Raw genomic sequence first — 19,092 nt, 5'->3', positions numbered from 1 at the left:
CTTCTTTCCAGTACATTTTTTGTCTACCCTGTAATGAGCATAGAGCCTTTTGCTGGCATACCCCGATAAATTTCAATGGGATACAGCCGCGAAGGCGAAGAATCTTTTTTAATACTGGACAGTCCAATGTCGTTACGCCTGAAGGTTTACCACCTGATAGAAAATGAGCAGTCTCGCTCTAACGCCTCCCGCTACCTGAATCTGTTTCTGATTGTGCTGATTATCAGCAATGTAACCGCAGTCATTTTCGAGTCTGAGGCCTCAATTCGTGCGGCCTATGGTCGTTTCTTTTTTATGTTCGAGTTGGTCTCGGTAAGCATCTTTCTGGTGGAGTATCTGGCCCGGGTATGGTGTTGCGTGGAAAGACCGGAACTCAAAGAGCATGCAACATGGCGCGCCCGCCTGCGTTACGTAATCAAACCCATCGCTATTATCGATTTGATGGCCATCCTACCGTTTTTGATTTCACTGTTTTTTACCGTGGACTTGCGTTATCTGCGCCTGTTCCGGGTGCTACGTCTGATGAAGCTCACTCACTATTTCAAAGGCTTCAATATCTTTATGACCGTGCTGCAAAAGGAAGCAAAGAGCATAGCGGCTGCCATGATGATGATGATGTTCCTGATTGTTATCGCCGCCAGCGTGATGTACGCATTGGAAAGCAAAACCCAACCGGAACAGTTCGGCAGTATCCTGCATTCCCTGTGGTGGGCGGTGGTGACTATGACCACGGTGGGATATGGCGATGTCACGCCGCTAACTACCGGAGGGCGTATCGTTGCCACCTTTATTATGATTATTGGCGTAGGCTTTGTGGCGCTTCCTGCGGGTATGCTGGCTGGACGTTTTGGTGAAGAGTTACGCGAACGAAAACTCGATCTTGAAGTGCACATCGAACAGGCATTGGCCGATGGCCAAATCGACCCATCCGAATACAAAACCTTACAGGAGTTAGCCGATAAACTGGACCTGTCTACGGAAGATTTGGAAAAAAATATCTCCTTGCTCAAGAAGGAAAAGCTCGTCGGACGGTGTCCCTTATGTGGGCGTTAAGCACCCATATTGGCCAACAGTAACTTGAACTTATCGCGCTCGGCAGAGGCGTTTTTCAAAGTATAAAGTTCAACCAGACGCTGCAAAGCACGGCGCAAATAGGCCGGCGGAATATACTCATCTGCCTCAAGCTGAGCATAGCTTTTCAGTAACATCGGCTCCGCCTCTTGTAAGGCATTTTGTGCCATTAAAGCGCGCGCCAAAGTCAATTTAGCAATGGCCACATACCAGTGCTCCTCCCCATGTGCTTCAATTAATGCCTTTACCGCGTGCTGGGCCAGGGATAAGGCCTCCTGATTCTGGCCAATCCCCAGCAAAGATTCGGCTAAATCAAATTCACTGATAGCCACATTCGGATGATCTTCGCCAAGCATATGTATCTTCATCGCTAACGCACGCCGGTGAATCGCCACCGCTTCCTCGTGACGTCCGGATTCAGCCAGCCAACGCCCTTCGGTAGACAGATAGCGGGCCAGGTCCGCATGTTGATCACCCAAGGTAGCGCGCGCCATCTCCACAACCTTTTCCATAATCCTCAGTGCCCCCTCTGCGTCATTTTGGTCATAGAGCAAGTAGGCAAGGTTATTCATAGCTTTGGCAATTTTCGGATGCGCTTCACCATATACGCGGTGCAGGATCTTGATAGATGCCTCAAACATCTCCTTGGCTTGGTCATAACGGCCAGAGTCCTGGTATAACATGGCCAGATTTATATGTGCCGTGGCCACATCGGGATGGTCTTCGCCCAACAATACACGGTGCATTTCCAGGGCCCTTTCATATTGGGTCCGGGCTTCCTCAAATCTGCCCATACTGTGCAGCACATAGGCCAAATTATTATAATTTTCTGCCAGCGCCGGATGAGGCTCGTTACCCAGCACGGTTTGCATCTGCGCCATAGCGTCACGCAGATAGCTTTCCGCTTTCTCCAATTCGCCCTGGTCCAGTAAGTTCAGCCCCAATTGCTGTGTGGCTTGTGCGGCTTCCAGAGACTGTTCACCATGATTTAAACGTCTCAACGTCAGAACTTGCTGTAACAGTGGTTCGGCGTCTGTGTAGCGACCCATTCTGAAATACAATTCAGCCAACCCGGCTTTAATGTCTGCCGCCAACTTGCTGGTTGGCTTACCTTGTAATTCCAGAAGCATCATGGCTCTTTTGAACAGAGCTTCTGCTTCCTCATAACTGGCCAACTCGGTATAGATGCGCGCCAGGGCATCCATGCTATCGGACAGCTCCGCCGCCGATATTTTGTCCTCTGCACGTAATGCTTGTCGTACTTTCAGGGCTGACTCCAACAAATCGGCGGCGCGCTGGTATAAGCCTAAAGCGGTGTAAACCTGGCCGATGGTATTCATCAAAGTGGCCTGGATCTGCGGCTCATCACTGAGTTCATCTTCTATCCGATGGGCACCATTATCGAGAATTTCTCGGGCAGTAATAGTATTGCCGCGCGCCTCACTGGGATCTGAGACGGAAAACAGGCTGACCATAAAATTGGCGGTGCGATTGGCTGTCTGCGCCTCTATTTCGGCCCGATTACGCTGTTGCTGGGCCTCATTACGGGCAATCATTGCATCAACGGCCAAACCAATGGCAAGCACCATTCCCAGGGTTGTGCCGGCCGTGATCAGCGCCATTCGTTTCTGACGACGTTGCAGCTCCCGCTGTTTCAGGGTGTCGAAACCGACGCCGAGCATGCCGGCGACGATTTTGTATAAGGCATTGCGCTTGCCGTCCTTGCCTGGCCGGGCATCGGCAGCGATAGGCTCTGCTGGCCGATCAGAAAGCTGGCCGTGTTCGTCTAAATGAAAGCGCAAGGCCGGTGGAAAGCATTCCTGATCGGGCTGATTGCTGTCGCTGGCATAGGGCTCGCCATCCACTATCAGACTGAATATACGATGGGCCTTACCCAAGCGCTTGAAAGTAAGAATTTCCTCATTCACCCAGCGGGATTTAGCAGCAGTAGGTGAACAGATAACGATTTGGCACCAGGAATTTTCCAGACATTCTGTCAGCAAAGTACCTAAATCGGTGGCACTGGCCAATTCTTCACGGTCCAGAAAAACAGGGAGTAGTTTATCAGGCACTTTCCCGGCTGGCGTTTCCTGCCCAATCAGATGTTTATGGACATGAAACCGCTCCAACTCCTTATGCAGCCAATGGGCCCATTTACTGTCTTTATGGCTGTAACTGATAAAAGCTTTGTAGCGATAACTACTCATTATGACCCAAACCCTGCGCTCGCAAACAAGCAGCAGGGTAGTGATTTCCTGCTGCTAAAACGGTGTCGTTGTTTCCCCAATCAATACAAACATTGCTCCAAATTGATGCCTGCAGGACAGTCGGATGCCCAGACCTGATCTAACAATTTCGTAGCACCATTGAAGTAAATATGGGTCATTCGGGACAAAAGATCTCCCTGCGTATTTTGCAGGCACCCTTGTCCTTTAGCGGCAACATTCAGGTTCGCCTGGTTGTCTCTGAGTCGTTGTAACAAACTGAGCATGTCACTTTGAAGCGTACTCAAAGACAAATTATTGAGGTTATTTTCAATGGCCAGTATATCGGCTTCCATCTGCGTGGCGGCCTGTAAGTCACCAACACAAGCAGGTGCATACTGGGCTTCTACCAGCGTTTGGCGTAATCCCTGAAACTCATTGAGTACGATCTGTGCGTATTGGTTAAGCGCAGGAATGTCGGGCTGGATTTTGTTTCGGAGCCCCAGAACGAAATAAGAAAGCTCCCTGGTCTTCATCCTCACACTGCCGCAACCTGTCACTAAATCAATGACCTGGCGTCCCTCGACGATACCGTCTTCGGCCAATTCGGGGATAGGCGCCCAACCAGCAGCAGGTTGACGCAATTTGTCGCTTGTATAGCAATTGAGATCTGGCAAACCATTGTTATCAAGGTCGGTATCGAAGATAAGATGGTCAACTTCAATACGGGTGACTTCAATATTGGAAACCGTGCGCACCAGCATAATATGGGGATCATTATCCGGTGAACCACACAGATAGGATGGGATCATGACACTGGTGGAAACCGGATTGGCCGGTGTAACAGGGTCAGGATCCTGTAGGTAAAGATTGTCTTGCCAGATATAGAGAGGCCCGGGGACCTGGTTTGCAGAGTCACGGTGACAGCCCGGTCTGGGATCAGCAAGCACCTGAAAGGTTTCACCGATATAACCGGAAATCGGCTCTCCGGTTTGCTGTGATACATCAAAACTATGCTGTATGACGGTGGAAATATTAACCACAATCTCATCCGGGCAATTTTCAGTACAAGGCGGGATACGAATAAAATCTTCCGCAGTGACTGCCAGTGCCCTGGGATGTTGTATACCCTGATTGACCTCTAAAAAGTCAGGAGACTCCACTGAAATAACGCCGTTATTGTCCACCAGCGTAATCTGCAACACGCTGCCATTGTTTCGCCCAGCCACATAAAGATGGGCCTTAAAGTCGATTTGATTGGCTCCCTGAGGCTGGTTGACGTCGATATCCCGCAGGGTTTTAATTTTGAACTTACCATTGCCCAATCCACTGAGTAGGGCTGGGTTCTCCAGCACAGGCGTGCCAGTTTGCAGACTGTATAGTGCAACCTGCCCTGCCTCCGTCATCACCAATAACTTGTCCTGATTTGGTGATGGCAATAAAGCAATTCCTGATGGTGAAGCTGGCAGAGCAATACCGCTGCTACCGCCTATAAATTCCACCCACTGGTTAGCGCATTGACCATTGGCATAACAGCTGCGGTCAAGCTTCAAGATGGCGTCCGGCCCGTTGGCAACGATCAGAACATCTTCTTGTAATGTGGTGCTCGCCATATTTGATGGCAATACCAGGGTCTCTTGCAAACTGCTATAAGCCAAGTTATTAAGTAAGCGCACCGGTGGCTGCGCAGGATCTAATAAATCAAAGCTCCAAAGCTCTCCGCCACCTTTTCCCTTGCCCGGACTTAATGCCAGCAGTTTGTCACCCGGCGCAACCGATAAACCATTGGGCGCAGAAGGGCCATTCCCGCCTCTTTTGCTGTAAAAGTTTTGACTAGCGGAGATCTCAATGACTTCGCAGCGCTTTTGTGGCTCTACACCCACCGTCAACTGCTCACCCCATACAAAGCGATTTATCTGCCCCGCCTCGTCTGCCACCAGTAATTGCAGCGAGTCTTTGCCTAATTCATCCGTTTTGCCGGTGAAAAACACCATGGAAACCGGTCGTTTCCCTCCATCTCCCAGCGTCGCCGAGCGAGCAGCAGTGCCGGTATCGTCATCAAAACAAAGGGCATAGAGTTGCCCGTTGGAATAATTGACCCCGGCAACATAGCTGTCTGCCAAAGTTTGAAACGAAAGAAAAAAAGATGAAGCGAGTAGTGGAATTACCGCAGCAAAAGGAGCTTTAGTAAGCATTTTGACCATCCTTGAAGCTATAAGTAGCGTAGATGAGAACCTGCAAAGTCTAGTTTAGGCCCCTGATTTGTTCAATTTTTAGACATCTCATCACTCCCTTTTTACACCTTTGTATAATTTTTTTGTCAACCCTCCAAAAATTGCAAAATGTTACTCAAGCACCCTGGCATCAACTACTTTTATTAATTGGATGTGCTTTGCTTGCCGCAAATGGAGAAACAGGATGAGCAGACAACCCAACCAAGGCTGTATTGACCTCGTAAAAACATGTGAAGGCTTTTATCCCGATGCTTATGTTTGCCCTGCCGGAGTATTGACCATCGGCTATGGCCATACCGACGATGTAGAAGCGGATCAACATATCGACATTGCCAAAGCCGAGGATTTGCTGCGAGAGGACTTACGCGGCAGTGCTGCAGCCGTAGAGCGAATCATCAAAGTGCCCCTGAACGATAATCAATTTGCGGCGCTGGTCAGCTTTACCTTTAACGTGGGCTCCGGCAACCTGGCCGCTAGCACCCTCTGCAGTAAGCTCAACGCTGGCGACTATGACGCCGTACCCACCGAGTTGGCCCGTTGGGTTAAAGCAACAGACCCGGCTACGGGAAAGAAGCGCACCTTGCCGGGCTTGGTTAAGCGCCGGGCCTCAGAGGCGCAACTATGGCTGAAGCCCCTGTCAGGCAAAGTGGAACAGGGCATGGCACACCAAGTCAGTGCGGTTCCGGAGGGGGAAAAGTTTAAAGTGTCGGCCTCCGGTGGCCTGCGGGTTCGCTCGGGTCCAGGTACAGAGTATGAAGTCAGAAATCGCCTCAACGATGGCCAGTTGGTGTTTGGCAACAATCGCATCGGAGATTGGTTGGAAGTAGATATCGAAGGCGACGGCCATAATGATGGCTGGGTACATAGCGACTACCTGCGAGTGGTGCCGCAAAGCCCGGGCCAGCAGGCGCAGGCCTGACAACAATAATGCCGGCAAGTAGCCGGCATTGTCATTTAAAGCATCTTCTTCAAGGTGCGGTCTTTGACCACAAAATGGTGATACAAGGCAGCCGCGGCATGACCAAGAATCAACAGCCAGACCAGCCACTCACCGCCCAGTTCCTTATGCAGAAAATCAGCCGTTTCCTCGTATTGTTCATAGGTAACCCCAAGCAAATCCATCAACGGCGCTAACATGGCGGTATCCTCAAACTTAGGAATATCAAACAGGAAGAAAAACTCAGTGGGGGCGCCGGTGCCGGTATAGCCAGTGAACACCATACCCACCATCATCACGTAAAGCAGAAAATGCCCCAGGTGTGCGCCCTTAACCTGCCAGGCAGGCCCCGGACAAATGCGAGGCTGCTGATTCATAAAGCGCCAGATGATGCGCAGCACCACCAACACGCCGATGCTCACACCAAAGGACAAGTGCAGTTGCAAGGCGGTCCAATTCTCGTCAGTTTGGCGCTCGGTAAACCATTGCCGATAGTAAACCGCACAATAGGCTGCCAAAAACAGCAGTGCCGTTCCCCAATGCAACCATTTGGCAATGCTGCCATAGTCTTTTTCAGTATTTTTAATCGGCATCGCGATTTCCTTATTTTTGTACCGCCCTTGGCAGGGCCACTTTTTTTGGGGATTATCATGCCTTCCCGCCCTCCAACCGTAAAGGATACCGATGAAACGCTGTGCTTTTTTGTCAATGGACAACCTTGAAGGCTACTTTGTCTATGACGAACTTTGCTATCAACCCATGGCTGAGGCAGGGTGGCATACTGAGGCGGTCTCCTGGCGGGACAAAACAGTGGATTGGTCAACATACGATGTTGTCGTTATTCGCAGTCCCTGGGACTACCAAAAAGATCCCAAAGCCTTTATGGCCTGTCTTGAACGGATCGTAGCAAGCGGTACTGTGCTGGAAAACCCGCTGCCATTGGTGCGCTGGAATCTGGATAAAAGCTATCTGAAGGAAATGCAAAAGGCCGGCATACCTATCGTTCCGACCTTATGGCAGCGCCAATTTGAAGCCGATGTTTTACAAGATGCGTTCGATGAATTTGGTTGCGAAGAACTGGTGGTCAAGCCACTACTGAGTGCCAATGCCGACGACACGTTCCGTTTAACCAAAGCGGGCTTCCGTTATGATTTAGAGACCCTCTCTGAACTCTTCGAACAGCGAGAGCATATGATCCAGCCTTTTGTTGAGGCTGTTATCGCTGAGGGTGAATACTCACTTTTCTACTTTGGCGGCAATTTCAGTCATGCCATTCTAAAGCGTCCTAAAGCGGAAGACTTCCGCGTGCAGGAAGAACATGGAGGTCAATTACAGGCTATTCACCCTGAGCCCGCATTACTGGCAATTGCCGAAAAGACGCTGGCCGCCATGCCTGATACTACGCTGTATGCGCGGCTCGATTACGTGCGAATACAAGAGAGCGCCAGCGGATTTGCACTAATGGAGTTGGAGCTGATTGAGCCTTCACTCTATTTCAATATGGATGCCGATTCCCCACAGCGATTTGTCGATGCGTTTGTGGCGAAGTTCGGGCGTGGCTAAATTAGCAGACCATCGCGGAGCGTCTTCCTGATATCAGAAGGTTGAATAATCTATTTTTTAGAAAGTTATACGAGTTTTTATGTGATTTTCATTCGCATAACCGAGACATAAACTGGCTGCCTTTATACAAAGTGAGGTGCCTAACATGGATTACATCAGACCAGCAGTTAACCGCGGCCGCGCCAATTTCGGTTGGTTGGACAGCCGTCATACCTTTTCATTCGGCCATTACTATGACCCAAAGCATATGGGACTGTCTGCCCTACGCGTGATTAATGACGATCAGGTGCGCGGTGGTGCCGGCTTTGATACCCATGGTCACCGTGATATGGAAATCATTTCCTATGTGCTTGAAGGTGCACTGGAACACAAAGACAGTACCGGTAATCAGTTCACTATCCCGGCTGGCGATGTGCAACTGATGAGCGCAGGCTCAGGTATTATGCATTCGGAGTTTAATGCCTCGAAAACCGATCCTGTGCACTTTCTGCAGATTTGGATCCAGCCAAATGTCCGGGGTACTGAGCCTGGCTACCAGCAGGCGCGTATTGAACAAAAAGGCCCGCTAACGCCATTGGTCACTCCTGACGGTCGGGACGGCACTTTGTCCATGCATCAGGATGCCAGCCTTTCGAGGTTGATTCTGGAGGCCAATGAGCAGCTCACCTTGGAAGTGGGCGAGCGCAGTGGTTATTTGCATATCATTTCGGGTCAGGCAAAGGTGCAGGCGCAGACCTTTGCTGCCGGGGATGGTATCGGTATCACCAAATCCAGACAAATAAGCTTGCAAGCCGGTACCGATGGATTGCACGCCCTTTGGTTTGACCTGCCCACCGTCAGCTAACGGCAAAGCCCGACTCAGGTCGGGCTTTTTATACAAGGAACAACATGGATCTATCGTCTCTTCCCGTGGTGGTTTTGGTGGTGCTACTCACAGGTATTTCCAAGTCTGGCTTCGCCGGGGCCTTGGGCGTGTTCTCGGTACCCTTGTTGATGTTGGCATTACCGCCGAAGCAGGCCATTGGCTTTATGTTGCCTTTGCTACTGTTGGCTGACTTTTTTGCCGTAAAAAGTCATTGGCGACAGTGGGATTGGGGCCTTCTGAAAACCCTGTTACCTGGCGCCTTACTTGGGGTGAGTTTGGGCAGTTTACTGCTGGGGTTGCTGCCGACCGAAATACTGAGTAAAGCCGTAGGTTTGCTGGCATTACTTTTTGCCTTGCGTTATTTACTCTGGCGAAGCGCCGACGGGGCCTGGCTGTCTACCAAAGCGGCTGCATGGGGCATGTCGGCCATGTCTGGGTTGTCCAGTACCCTAATCCATGCCGGTGGTCCACCGCTGATGATGCTATTGATCGCGAGACAACTGGCACCAGCATTAATGGTCGCCACCAGCACAGTATTTTTTGCCAGTTTGAACCTGGCAAAGCTGGTGCCCTTTGTAGGTCTGGGTTTGCTGGACAGCAATTTGCTGTTGTGGGCAGCCGCTCTTAGCCCAGTTGCATGGTTGGGCAATCGTTGGGGCATCTACCTGCGGGAGCGTTTACCGGTGAAAACCTTTTTGCTCATCATGCACAGCCTATTGCTGGTGCTGGGACTTAAACTAATGATTAGCTGACGCAGACACTTAAGCTGGCAGATGGCGGGCAATAATTGCCTGACAATCAATACCCACTGGCAGTGTCCCAAACTGAACACCCGGCTGCTCAATTCTGGCTTTAACAAAGGCGTCGGCGACCATTGGTTCACCATATTGGATCAGCGTGGCAGCCTGCCACAGCCTCGCCAGGCTCTCCATTGTCCGTCTGGCCTGATATTCGTCTGTGTTAGTAAGTTGTTGCTGAGTTTGCTGCAACAAATCGTCGAAGGCGGCAAAGCGTCCACCAGCCTTTTCCAACTCCAACATCAATGCCTGCAAGGTTTGTGGTTCCTTTTGCATCGCCCGCAGCAAATCCAGGCACTGTATATTTCCGGAGCCCTCCCAAATGGAATTCACCGGCGCCTCTTTATACAGTCTGGCCAGCACGCTGTCTTCTACATAACCCACACCACCGACGCACTCCATGGCTTCAAAGGTCTGCAAAACCGCGCGCTTACAGATCCAGTATTTACCGATGGCGGTGCCGGCTCTTACCAGTCCAGCCTGCAGCGGGTCATTAATCTTGTCCAGCGCATGAGCGGTAAGCATGGCAAGGGCCAGAGCAGCTTCCGCTTCGAGTGCCAGATCAGCGAGTACATTTTGCATCAGTGGATGGGCGTGCAAGGGTTTACCGAAGGCAGCCCGGCCACTGCTATGAAAAATGGCTTCCCTGGCTGCCTGTCCCATTAAAGCAGCTGAACCTGTCATGCAATCAAAGCGGGTCATGGCCACCATATCGATAATAGTGCGTACACCACGTCCTTCTTCACCAATCAGCCAAGCCTGCGCACCGAAGAACTCTACCTCGGATGAGGCATTTGAACGGTTACCGACTTTTTTCTTCAGGCGCTGGATATGCATGGCATTTTTCTGGCCATCGGCGCGCCAACGGGGCAGCAGGAAACAGGACAGTCCACCCGGCGCTTGGGCCAGCACCAGGAAGGCATCGCACATGGGCGCCGAGCAAAACCATTTATGGCCGGTAATTTCATATAGCTGTCCCGCTCCACCAGAGCCAATCGGAATGGCCTTAGTGGTATTGGCACGCACATCAGAGCCGCCCTGCTTCTCTGTCATGGCCATGCCGATGGTGACACCCTGCTTTTCAAAAAAAGGCACATTACGTGAGTCATACTGATTGGCCAGAATGCGCGGCAACCAGATGTCAGCGATATCACTTTGGTGACGAATAGCAGGCACTGCCGCAAACGTCATGGTCAGCGGGCAGCCGGTGCCGGGGTCGGCCTGGGTATGCAAATAGGCAAGGGCCGCTCTGGCCACATGGGCGCCTGATTCAGAGGTTGCCCAGGGCAGGGAATGATGCCCGGCTTCAATAGCGGCTTGCATTAACTGATGGTAAGCGGGGTGGTACTCCACCATATCCACACGCTGACCGAAACGATTATGGCTGTGGAACTCCGGTTCCTGACGATTGGCCTGAAACCCCGCTTGCTGAAGGGCATGACCGACCTGATGGCCATAAGCAGAGAGCGCTGGAACCGCCCATTCCCCACCGAAACGCTGTAACCAGTATTGCAACACCTTGTCGCTGTCAAAGGCATTGAAGCCTTCCAACGCCTGGGGTTGGTTAGTAACGTCGTGGCTGTGGGCAATATGACTCATACATGGCTCCTCAAAAGGAGTAGCCAGTGAATCAAGGCCGCCACTAAATTGCAAGAGCCGGAATTAGTCGAGGTTCCAGTTCCACAATTGACAGGTGGTGATACCCAATCGCTGGATGGCGTGGCGATCTTTCTCGGCCGCCCTTTTGTTTTCGTAAGGCCCCAGGACCACGCGGTGCCAACGGCCGTTTTTACCTTCACTGGGACGCACCTGAGATTCAATTCCCTGAAATGCCAGGCGGGCACGCATCGTCTCAGCCTGATTGGCTTCTCTGAACGAACCACACTGCAATAAATAACGGCGAGTAGGGCCGGTATCTTCGGGGACTTCCACTTCCACCGTTCTGTTAGGTAGTTCTTCGATAAACTCCCACTTTTCCTTGGGCGGTTTAGGGAGCACATCTACCTGTTCTTGTTGCTGGACAGGCTGTTTGCTATTCGCAGCAGGGGTTGTGTCGGCACTGTCTTTGATATGCCATAGAAAATATGCGAAGCCCAGAATCAGACCCAGCGTGATAATAATGCGGATCCAGGGCAGGGGGGGCTTGGGCGGTGGCGTCTGCTTCGCCCGTCCGCGGGCCACATAATCTCGTTGTGCCATAGGTCTACTTCAGCCTTTATTCTTGTTATTGCCGGGGCCACTGCCCTGGGACTTGCCCATTGGCTACAGAGGGTCGATTTTACCTTTTGTCTGCTCAAGCTCAATCTGTTTATACCACGCTGACCAATCAATTACCCGGCACTGATATGTAAGTGGCAGGCCTGACATCAGGTGAAATCCTGCGGATCCAGATCCACAGACCAGCGCACACGATTTGCCAAAGGTAGACCTTCAATGGCCTCGAGACATGCGGCCAGAGCCTGCTGTATTCCCGTCCGTTGGCCAGACTGCAGCAATAACTGCATCCGAAATCGCCCCTGACGTTTTTCCATTAATGCCGGTAACGGGCCAATCAGGTGTAAATCCGGATATTGTGGGATCTGTTCTCTTACCTGGCATAGAAAGTCAAAAGCCTGCCTGGCATCGTTGGCTTCCACCCGGAACAAGCCCTGATAGCTGAAGGGCGGAAGATGGATAAATCGACGCTCTTGCAGGGCCAACCGTGCAAAGTGCTGATAACCATTATGCAGCAGATCTTGCAGTAAGGGATGACCGGGATGATGCGTTTGTAACCAAAGTTCGCCCTGAATATGCGCCCGGCCGGCACGACCGGCCACCTGAGTAATGAGCTGCGCCAGTTTCTCCGCCGCTCTGAAATCGGCACTGAACAGGGCGCTATCCACATCTAACACCACGACCATTGAGACATTTGGAAAATGATGCCCTTTGGCCAGAATTTGGGTACCAATCAGCAGTTGATGCTCACCTTTGTCGATGGCTTGCAACAGCTTGTCGAGCTTATCTTTGCCACGCGCCGAATCGCTGTCGATACGCACCGCACTGACTCCCGGGAAAAGCGTCTTAAGGCCGTCTTCCAACTGCTCTGTGCCTAAGCCCACAGGCTGCAACTTGTCTGAACTGCAAGCCGGACATCGCTGAGGGATGGACTTGGCATCCCCACAATGGTGACATTGCAACTTATTCATGCCGCGGTGCAGGGTATAGCTGCGGTCACAGCGCAGACAACTTTCCACATGACCACATTGGTGGCAGATCAGCGCAGGGGCATAACCACGTCGGTTGATAAACAACATGACCTGATGACCATTGCTGAGATGTTGACGAATACGGCCCTGCAGCCCTCTGGCCAGGCCGAAATCCAATGCCTGCCCTTTCATGTCCAATATGCTGTGATGTACCGGTTTCGCTATTCCGGCACGCTGGCGCAATAAGTGATGACGGTACTTACCCGTCAAAGCGTTGTTCAGGCTTTCCAATGACGGAGTAGCACTACCCAGCAGCAATGGGATTTTTTCCAGACGCGCCCTGACCACAGCCAGATCGCGGGCATGATATCGCCAGCCATCTTGTTGCTTGTAAGACGCATCATGCTCTTCATCGACAATAATCATTCCCGGGCTTTTCATCGGTGTGAATACTGCCGAGCGGGTGCCGATGATCAAGCCCAATTCACCGCTTCTGGCCTGTTGCCAGACCCGCAGACGCTCGCCATCGGCCAAGCCTGAGTGCAATAGGCCGGCTTTCAGGCCAAAACGATCCTCAAAGCGCTTGACGGTTTGTGGCGTCAGGCCAATTTCAGGGACCAGCACCAGAATTTGTTTACCTTGCAACAGCAGAGGTTCAATGGCCTGCAGATAGACTTCTGTTTTGCCTGAGCCAGTAACCCCTTCTAGCAGATGGCATTGATAGTCCGCACCGCTGTTATAAATTGCTGTTATACAGAGAGATTGTTCCAGATTTGGGCGAGGCTTATCGGCCAGCTTAATACGTTTCGGCCAAGTCAGATCCGGCTCTGGGGTCCGGCACTGACTTTCGATCAGGCCTTTTTCCAAGAGTGCATTGACCACAGCACTGCCAAATTCGTCCTTTAGCTGTTTGGCACTACGTTGTGATTGACGCAGCACCTGCAGTGCGGCCAACTGACGCGGCGCTCGCTTCAACTCGGCATCGTCCAGCGACTGACCTTGCGAAGTGGCTTTATAGAATACTTCTTCTTGTACACCAGCTTGCGCGCCTTTGCGCAGATTAACTGGCAGGGCGTTGGCCAACACCTCACCAAAAGCGTGCTGATAGTATTGACTAGCCCATTGCAACCAAGTCAGGTGAGCTTCTGAGAATACTGATTCCTGATCCAATAATGCGCTGATGGCTTTGAGTTTTTCAGGGGCGAGACCAGACTGTGCTTTTATGCCAGCAATGACCCCTATCAACTGCCGACGGCCAAAAGACACCATTACCCTGGCGCCGATGCGGGCATGCTCAAAACCCGCCAGGCTGTAGTCAAACAGGGCGCGTTTGGGAATGGGTAACGCCACTTCGGCGATGGGGAATGTCATAGGTATTTCGCTGCCGAAATTTGGACTCCAGTTGAAGGCTATACTGGTGATTATTCCAGCAAATAGTGCTTGAACCCCAGGGGGGGATACATTAATATGCGCGCCTCCTGGCGGCAAGCCGCTATTTTTAAACAGCGTATGGTGTTCGGCTGCGGGCCGGATAGCGATACGGCCTGAATACGAGGTAATCCATGAAAGAAGGTATCCACCCAGAATATCAAGCTATTACAGCTACTTGCTCTTGTGGTAACAAGCTGGCCATCCGTTCTACCCTGAAGAAAGACATCTTCTTGGACGTATGTTCAGAGTGCCACCCTTTCTACACCGGCAAGCAGCGTAACGTTGACACCGGCGGCCGCGTAGATCGCTTCAACAAGCGTTTCGGTATGCTGGGCAAGAAGTAAGCTTGCAGAATACTGGGAAAGGCGCCAATTGGCGCCTTTTCTTTTGGCCGGGAGAAAATGTCCCGACGCCATAAAAAAGGGCAGCACAGCTGCCCTTTCCGCTTGTTGAGTTTGTATTAAGACTGTCGCTGCTGAATAAAAGCATACACGTCTGTTGCCCCTCTTTTTTTAGAAAATTCGATTAGATTGAGTCCATTGCATTCAACACTCGGTTCAGCAACGATGCGTTTCAATACATGAGACTCGGTCAAACCGATATTCCCAACCATGCGGCTCAATGCCCGCCTAAGCAGAAGCACGTCGTCTTCAACTACCGCCTGACAAAAGTCAGCAAAAGAAAGATCGCCGATGTACTGGATCGGCTTCTCTTCGCTGGCAAAGGTCATTGTTGATATTGCCGCACACAGAACAGTTAATTTCAGGAATTTCATCGTAATCCCCTTTCGTAGCAACGCGATATTGCGTCACCTAACTTATGGGGCAAAATTCAAAGAGTTTCTGTTAGCAGATTTTGGCAATTGCGTTAACAACCTGAAAACTGGCGGGTTAAAAAATAGAAAGCAATTTATCTATCTGTTTTTATTTACTTTTTTAGATGAATTTTGGCATTTTTATACACATAAAAATGCTCCTTAGATAAAACCATTATTAAAAATCCGTTTTTTAACACAGTAATTTTGAGCCCGGATAGCGCATTTAACAAAATTCCAACACTGCGCCAGCCAAAAAACGCCAAAATCTCAGTAGATTTTTATATTCGTAGCAGCAAAACGCTTATGCAGCAGAACAACATTTTTAATCGTTACGTCTCTGGCTACTTAAACTTACGGGGATTAGGCTGAACGGCTCAGACCCGCGATAAGGGCCCTGACATAAGTATGCATCTATCCAGTGGTATATTCCTAACGCCTTCTATTTATAGGCTTTTTGCAGTCGGCAGCGCTGACCTGATCTGATATGTTGTCAGCAGGTGCTATGCTAATGTCGCGCACCGAAGAAGAAGCAGAAACCGCTCTTACACGTTCCCTACAGCATAATCAGAGGCAACAATGTCCGATTTTCGTCAAAAAGCACTGGATTACCATGCGCTTCCCCGCCCCGGGAAAATCAGCGTTGAGCTGACTAAACCAGCCGAGAGTGTCGGCGACCTGGCTCTGGCCTACAGCCCCGGTGTCGCCGAGCCCGTGAAGGAAATCGCGGCCGATCCCGATGCCGCCTACAAGTACACCGGCAAAGGCAATATGGTGGCGGTAATTTCTAACGGCACCGCTATTCTGGGTCTGGGCAACCTGGGACCACTGGCGTCTAAACCCGTGATGGAAGGTAAGGCGCTACTGTTTAAACGCTTCGCCGGTCTCGATGCCATCGATATCGAAGTAAAACACCGCACTACCGAAGAATTTATCAATACGGTGGCCAATATCGCCGATACCTTCGGCGGTATTAACCTCGAAGATATCAAAGCCCCGGAGTGCTTCGAGATAGAGCAAGAGTTGATCAAGCGCTGCAATGTGCCGGTATTCCATGACGATCAGCACGGTACTGCCATCGTGACCGCCGCCGGCATGCTCAATGCCTTGGAAATTCAGGGCAAGCATATCCACGACGTGACCATTATTTGTATGGGTGCCGGTGCTGCTGCCGTGGCCTGTATGGAGCTGTTGATCAAATGTGGTGCTCAGCGTGAACGCATCTACATGCTGGACCGCAAAGGGGTCATCCATACCCGTCGTGATGATTTGACGCCGCACAAGCATATGTTCGCCAACAATACCGACAAGCGCACCCTGGAAGACGTCCTGGAAGGCGCCGATGTGTTTGTGGGGGTATCCGGACCCGATGTATTGCCGCCAGAAGCATTAAAACTGATGGCGCCCAACCCTATCGTATTCGCCTGCTCCAACCCGGATCCGGAAATCAAGCCGGAGTTAGCGCACGCCCAGCGCGATGACCTGATAATGGCGACCGGTCGTTCGGATTATCCTAACCAGGTAAACAACGTACTGTGCTTCCCCTTTATCTTCCGTGGGGCGTTGGATGTGCGGGCCAAAAACATCAACGATGAGATGAAAGTAGCGGCTGTAGAAGCCATTCGCAGTATCGCCAAGGAATCCGTGCCGGCATCCGTACTCAAGGCAGCAAACGTGGATAAGTTGGAGTTTGGACGCCAGTACATTATCCCCAAGCCGATGGATCCGCGCCTGTGCAAACGTGTTGCAAAAGCCGTGGCCGAAGCAGCTATCAGCTCCGGCGCATCCGCTTTTGAAGCCCTGCCCAAAGGCTATATGGAAGACTAGGAAAGAGCGACATGAAACAACAGCCCAACCAATAGGCGTTGGGCTGTTATTGCACTTCCAGACGGTAACCCACGCCGTAGACCGATTGAATTGCCAGTTGCTGCTGGCACTCTTCCAGCTTCTTACGCAGCTTTTTGATATGACTGTCGATAGTGCGCTCACTGACCACGCGATGATCCTGATACATGGCATCCATCAGCTGGCTACGTGAATAGATACGCCCTGGCTGGGCCGCCAACAGGGACAGGATATGAAACTCGATGGCCGTCAGCTGAATGCAATGCTCGCCTGCACGCACTTCCAATCTGTCGGCGTCTAACTGCCAGGGACGCTGCTGAAGTATATTGCCCTGAGTACGTCTGAGCACCGCTTTCACCCTGGCCACCACCTCTCGCGGGCTGAATGGCTTGCAGATATAGTCATCGGCGCCCAGCTCCAGTCCGAGCAAACGGTCGATTTCTTCTACCCTGGCGGTCAACATCAGAATGGGCACAGCGCTGAATTGGCGTAACTGGCGGCAGATCTCCAAGCCATCCATGCCCGGCAACATCAGATCCAGCAAAATGGCGTCTACCTCATGCTGGCGACACCATGCCACCACGCCGCTGCCTTCATGCCGTTGAGTCACCTCAAATCCGTCTTTGCCGAAGTAGTCGGCAAGGAGTCCAGCCAGCTTTTGCTCGTCCTCTACAATCAATAACTTGGGCATGCATCTGTGATTTAGTCCAGGGGTAACCACAGTGTAATGGCAAGTCCGCCCAGGGTCGATGCTGACGCATCAATCTGACCACCATGGGCTTCGATAATTTGCCTGCAAATCGCCAATCCCAGACCACTGCCGCCTTGTTGGCGATTGCGGGCACTGTCCACCCGGTAAAGGGGATCAAACAGATGGTTCAGATGCTGAGAAGGAACGCCGATGCCATTGTCTTCCACCACCAGCTTGGCCTGTTCGCCTTCCGAGGTTAAGCATAATCTAGCCTGATTAGCCCCGTCGGCATAGCGACGCAGATTGGCAAACAGATTGTCCAATACCTGCCGCAATCTGGCTGTATCGCCCTTGACCTTGATGCTCTGGCCGGGTAACTGCAGCGATAGCTCAATACCCTGCTCTTTAAGGAGTTCAGCCTGTTTGGCGCCATAACTTTGCACAAAGGCCGTGATATCTATTGAGCCCATCTGGAACTGCCTGTCGCCCAGCCCCAGGGTGTTCAGTTGGTGCAAATCTTCAATCAATTGCTGTAGTTGAATTACTTCTTCCTGTAAGGAGGCGATTTGTTCCTGATTCAGAGGTCGAATACCGTCTTGAATAGCCTCCAGTTCACCTTTCAATACCGCCACCGGGGTGCGCAGCTCATGGGAGATATCGGCAAGCCAGCGGCGTCTTGACGCTTCGTTACTTTCCAGCGTTTCTGCCAACTGATTAAAGTCGGCGGTCAGTATGCCGATTTCATCCTTGCGATCGGTACGCAAACGCAACTGATACTGGCCTTTTGTCAGTTGGCTCATGGCGGCGGTGATGCGCCTTATGGGCCCAACCAAATGCCTTGCCAGAGGCAAGCTGATAAGCCATACAAAGACCAAAAGCAACAATGCCAGCCACAACAAATTGGTTTGTTGCTCAGTCACAAAGTTAAGCTCATAGCCATCGGCCAGCCGATCACGTTTTGCCACGGCCAGATAACCCACCAACTCTCCCTCTTGCTCAATGGGTAGCAGGTGGTATTGCCTGTCCGGTGGATAATGTCCTACCAGGTGTTCACCGGCAGCATCAAGCAAGGCCAGGGGATGTGGCGGCGGCGGGTTGTTCTCGGCCACAGGACGCTGGTTGGGGGGAGGGCGCCTTTGTGGCTCTCTTTCCGCCGCTCTGGGAGGCGGGGGTTGCATAGGCCCTTCAATGCTTTGTTCCACCAGACGGCGGAACGCTCTGTTGTTATCTTCCAGACGACGCCAATTACCCTGGCGCTGGTGAAAATCAGCCAAGGCCGTTACCAGCGGTGTCATGCGCTCCACTTCCTGCTTATTCACATAGGCCAACATGCCACGATCCAGGCTCCATTGAACAAGCAGCACCAGGCCCAGCGCCAAGAAGGCGCTGGCCAGCAGAAACACGCCAAAAACTTTATTTTGTATACCCATAGCGCAACAACATACCTCTTTGCAT

The 19,092-nt window shown here is 51.6% G+C and carries 16 protein-coding genes; 7 read left to right on the top strand and 9 right to left on the bottom strand.

Annotated elements, in window-relative coordinates:
• Positions 1-126: 126 nt before the first annotated feature.
• Positions 127-1,053, top strand: coding sequence for an ion transporter (locus tag P2G88_RS17845; protein ID WP_275798510.1), 927 nt, complete (start codon positions 127-129; stop codon positions 1,051-1,053).
• Here P2G88_RS17845 and P2G88_RS17840 read toward each other — a convergent pair.
• Complete coding sequence (locus tag P2G88_RS17840) at positions 1,050-3,278, bottom strand: toll/interleukin-1 receptor domain-containing protein (RefSeq protein ID WP_275798508.1); 2,229 nt, start codon at positions 3,276-3,278, stop codon at positions 1,050-1,052. The genes P2G88_RS17845 and P2G88_RS17840 overlap by 4 nt on opposite strands.
• Before the next feature lie 80 nt (positions 3,279-3,358).
• Complete coding sequence (locus P2G88_RS17835) at positions 3,359-5,470, bottom strand: hypothetical protein (RefSeq protein ID WP_275798506.1); 2,112 nt, start codon at positions 5,468-5,470, stop codon at positions 3,359-3,361.
• 223 nt (positions 5,471-5,693) lie between these two features.
• On the opposite strand from P2G88_RS17835, the gene P2G88_RS17830 reads away from it, so the two are divergent.
• Entirely contained in the window at positions 5,694-6,428 is a 735-nt protein-coding gene (locus tag P2G88_RS17830; protein WP_275798504.1) for a glycoside hydrolase family protein, read from the top strand.
• Between the two features lie 35 nt (positions 6,429-6,463).
• Here the strand turns inward: P2G88_RS17830 and P2G88_RS17825 are convergent, their stop codons facing one another.
• The gene (locus P2G88_RS17825) at positions 6,464-7,039 is read right to left on the bottom strand and encodes a cytochrome b (protein WP_275798501.1); all 576 of its coding nucleotides are present in this window, start codon (positions 7,037-7,039) and stop codon (positions 6,464-6,466) included.
• Between the two features lie 91 nt (positions 7,040-7,130).
• Here P2G88_RS17825 and P2G88_RS17820 point away from each other — a divergent pair, with 91 nt between their 5' ends.
• From P2G88_RS17820 to P2G88_RS17810, 3 genes are all read left to right on the top strand, one after another.
• Positions 7,131-8,009 (top strand): hypothetical protein, encoded by an 879-nt coding sequence (locus P2G88_RS17820; RefSeq protein ID WP_275798499.1) that lies wholly within the window; start codon positions 7,131-7,133, stop codon positions 8,007-8,009.
• A gap of 145 nt (positions 8,010-8,154) precedes the next feature.
• Complete coding sequence (locus P2G88_RS17815; RefSeq protein ID WP_275798496.1) at positions 8,155-8,853, top strand: pirin family protein; 699 nt, start codon at positions 8,155-8,157, stop codon at positions 8,851-8,853.
• A gap of 44 nt (positions 8,854-8,897) precedes the next feature.
• A complete protein-coding gene (locus P2G88_RS17810; RefSeq protein WP_275798494.1) occupies positions 8,898-9,626 on the top strand; it encodes a sulfite exporter TauE/SafE family protein in 729 nt (242 codons plus the stop codon).
• A 9-nt stretch (positions 9,627-9,635) separates the two neighbouring features.
• Here the strand turns inward: P2G88_RS17810 and P2G88_RS17805 are convergent, their stop codons facing one another.
• The 3 genes from P2G88_RS17805 to priA form a co-directional block, all read right to left on the bottom strand.
• The gene (locus tag P2G88_RS17805; RefSeq protein ID WP_275798492.1) at positions 9,636-11,270 is read right to left on the bottom strand and encodes an acyl-CoA dehydrogenase family protein; all 1,635 of its coding nucleotides are present in this window, start codon (positions 11,268-11,270) and stop codon (positions 9,636-9,638) included.
• Between the two features lie 63 nt (positions 11,271-11,333).
• The gene (locus P2G88_RS17800) at positions 11,334-11,870 is read right to left on the bottom strand and encodes an SPOR domain-containing protein (RefSeq protein WP_275798490.1); all 537 of its coding nucleotides are present in this window, start codon (positions 11,868-11,870) and stop codon (positions 11,334-11,336) included.
• A gap of 167 nt (positions 11,871-12,037) precedes the next feature.
• Positions 12,038-14,227, bottom strand: coding sequence for a primosomal protein N' (priA, locus tag P2G88_RS17795; protein WP_275798489.1), 2,190 nt, complete (start codon positions 14,225-14,227; stop codon positions 12,038-12,040).
• 191 nt (positions 14,228-14,418) lie between these two features.
• Here priA and rpmE point away from each other — a divergent pair, with 191 nt between their 5' ends.
• Entirely contained in the window at positions 14,419-14,631 is a 213-nt protein-coding gene (rpmE, locus tag P2G88_RS17790) for a 50S ribosomal protein L31 (protein ID WP_275798486.1), read from the top strand.
• A gap of 116 nt (positions 14,632-14,747) precedes the next feature.
• Here the strand turns inward: rpmE and P2G88_RS17785 are convergent, their stop codons facing one another.
• Positions 14,748-15,062 carry a DUF3718 domain-containing protein gene (locus tag P2G88_RS17785; RefSeq protein ID WP_275798484.1) on the bottom strand — a complete coding sequence of 105 codons (315 nt, stop codon included), beginning with the start codon at positions 15,060-15,062 and terminating at the stop codon, positions 14,748-14,750.
• Positions 15,063-15,680: 618 nt separating this feature from the next.
• Between P2G88_RS17785 and P2G88_RS17780 the strand changes: the two genes are divergently transcribed.
• Positions 15,681-16,928 (top strand): malic enzyme-like NAD(P)-binding protein, encoded by a 1,248-nt coding sequence (locus P2G88_RS17780; protein WP_275798481.1) that lies wholly within the window; start codon positions 15,681-15,683, stop codon positions 16,926-16,928.
• Between the two features lie 46 nt (positions 16,929-16,974).
• On the opposite strand, the gene P2G88_RS17775 is transcribed toward P2G88_RS17780, so the two are convergent.
• Together P2G88_RS17775 and P2G88_RS17770 are read right to left on the bottom strand one after the other, a co-directional pair.
• Complete coding sequence (locus tag P2G88_RS17775; RefSeq protein ID WP_275798478.1) at positions 16,975-17,637, bottom strand: response regulator; 663 nt, start codon at positions 17,635-17,637, stop codon at positions 16,975-16,977.
• An 11-nt stretch (positions 17,638-17,648) separates the two neighbouring features.
• Positions 17,649-19,067 (bottom strand): ATP-binding protein, encoded by a 1,419-nt coding sequence (locus tag P2G88_RS17770; RefSeq protein ID WP_275798476.1) that lies wholly within the window; start codon positions 19,065-19,067, stop codon positions 17,649-17,651.
• Positions 19,068-19,092 lie beyond the last annotated feature (25 nt).

This window comes from Aliiglaciecola sp. CAU 1673 (genome assembly GCF_029223185.1).
GTDB lineage: Bacteria > Pseudomonadota > Gammaproteobacteria > Enterobacterales > Alteromonadaceae > Bowmanella.
This window is presented reverse-complemented; position numbering and strand designations above follow the sequence as displayed.

Coding starts and splice junctions, on each gene's coding strand:
- P2G88_RS17845 (WP_275798510.1), top strand. CDS start 127: ATGTCGTTACGCCTGAAGGTTTACCACCTGATAGAAAATGAGCAGTCT.
- P2G88_RS17840 (WP_275798508.1), bottom strand. CDS start 3,278: ATGAGTAGTTATCGCTACAAAGCTTTTATCAGTTACAGCCATAAAGAC.
- P2G88_RS17835 (WP_275798506.1), bottom strand. CDS start 5,470: ATGCTTACTAAAGCTCCTTTTGCTGCGGTAATTCCACTACTCGCTTCA.
- P2G88_RS17830 (WP_275798504.1), top strand. CDS start 5,694: ATGAGCAGACAACCCAACCAAGGCTGTATTGACCTCGTAAAAACATGT.
- P2G88_RS17825 (WP_275798501.1), bottom strand. CDS start 7,039: ATGCCGATTAAAAATACTGAAAAAGACTATGGCAGCATTGCCAAATGG.
- P2G88_RS17820 (WP_275798499.1), top strand. CDS start 7,131: ATGAAACGCTGTGCTTTTTTGTCAATGGACAACCTTGAAGGCTACTTT.
- P2G88_RS17815 (WP_275798496.1), top strand. CDS start 8,155: ATGGATTACATCAGACCAGCAGTTAACCGCGGCCGCGCCAATTTCGGT.
- P2G88_RS17810 (WP_275798494.1), top strand. CDS start 8,898: ATGGATCTATCGTCTCTTCCCGTGGTGGTTTTGGTGGTGCTACTCACA.
- P2G88_RS17805 (WP_275798492.1), bottom strand. CDS start 11,270: ATGAGTCATATTGCCCACAGCCACGACGTTACTAACCAACCCCAGGCG.
- P2G88_RS17800 (WP_275798490.1), bottom strand. CDS start 11,870: ATGGCACAACGAGATTATGTGGCCCGCGGACGGGCGAAGCAGACGCCA.
- priA (WP_275798489.1), bottom strand. CDS start 14,227: ATGACATTCCCCATCGCCGAAGTGGCGTTACCCATTCCCAAACGCGCC.
- rpmE (WP_275798486.1), top strand. CDS start 14,419: ATGAAAGAAGGTATCCACCCAGAATATCAAGCTATTACAGCTACTTGC.
- P2G88_RS17785 (WP_275798484.1), bottom strand. CDS start 15,062: ATGAAATTCCTGAAATTAACTGTTCTGTGTGCGGCAATATCAACAATG.
- P2G88_RS17780 (WP_275798481.1), top strand. CDS start 15,681: ATGTCCGATTTTCGTCAAAAAGCACTGGATTACCATGCGCTTCCCCGC.
- P2G88_RS17775 (WP_275798478.1), bottom strand. CDS start 17,637: ATGCCCAAGTTATTGATTGTAGAGGACGAGCAAAAGCTGGCTGGACTC.
- P2G88_RS17770 (WP_275798476.1), bottom strand. CDS start 19,067: ATGGGTATACAAAATAAAGTTTTTGGCGTGTTTCTGCTGGCCAGCGCC.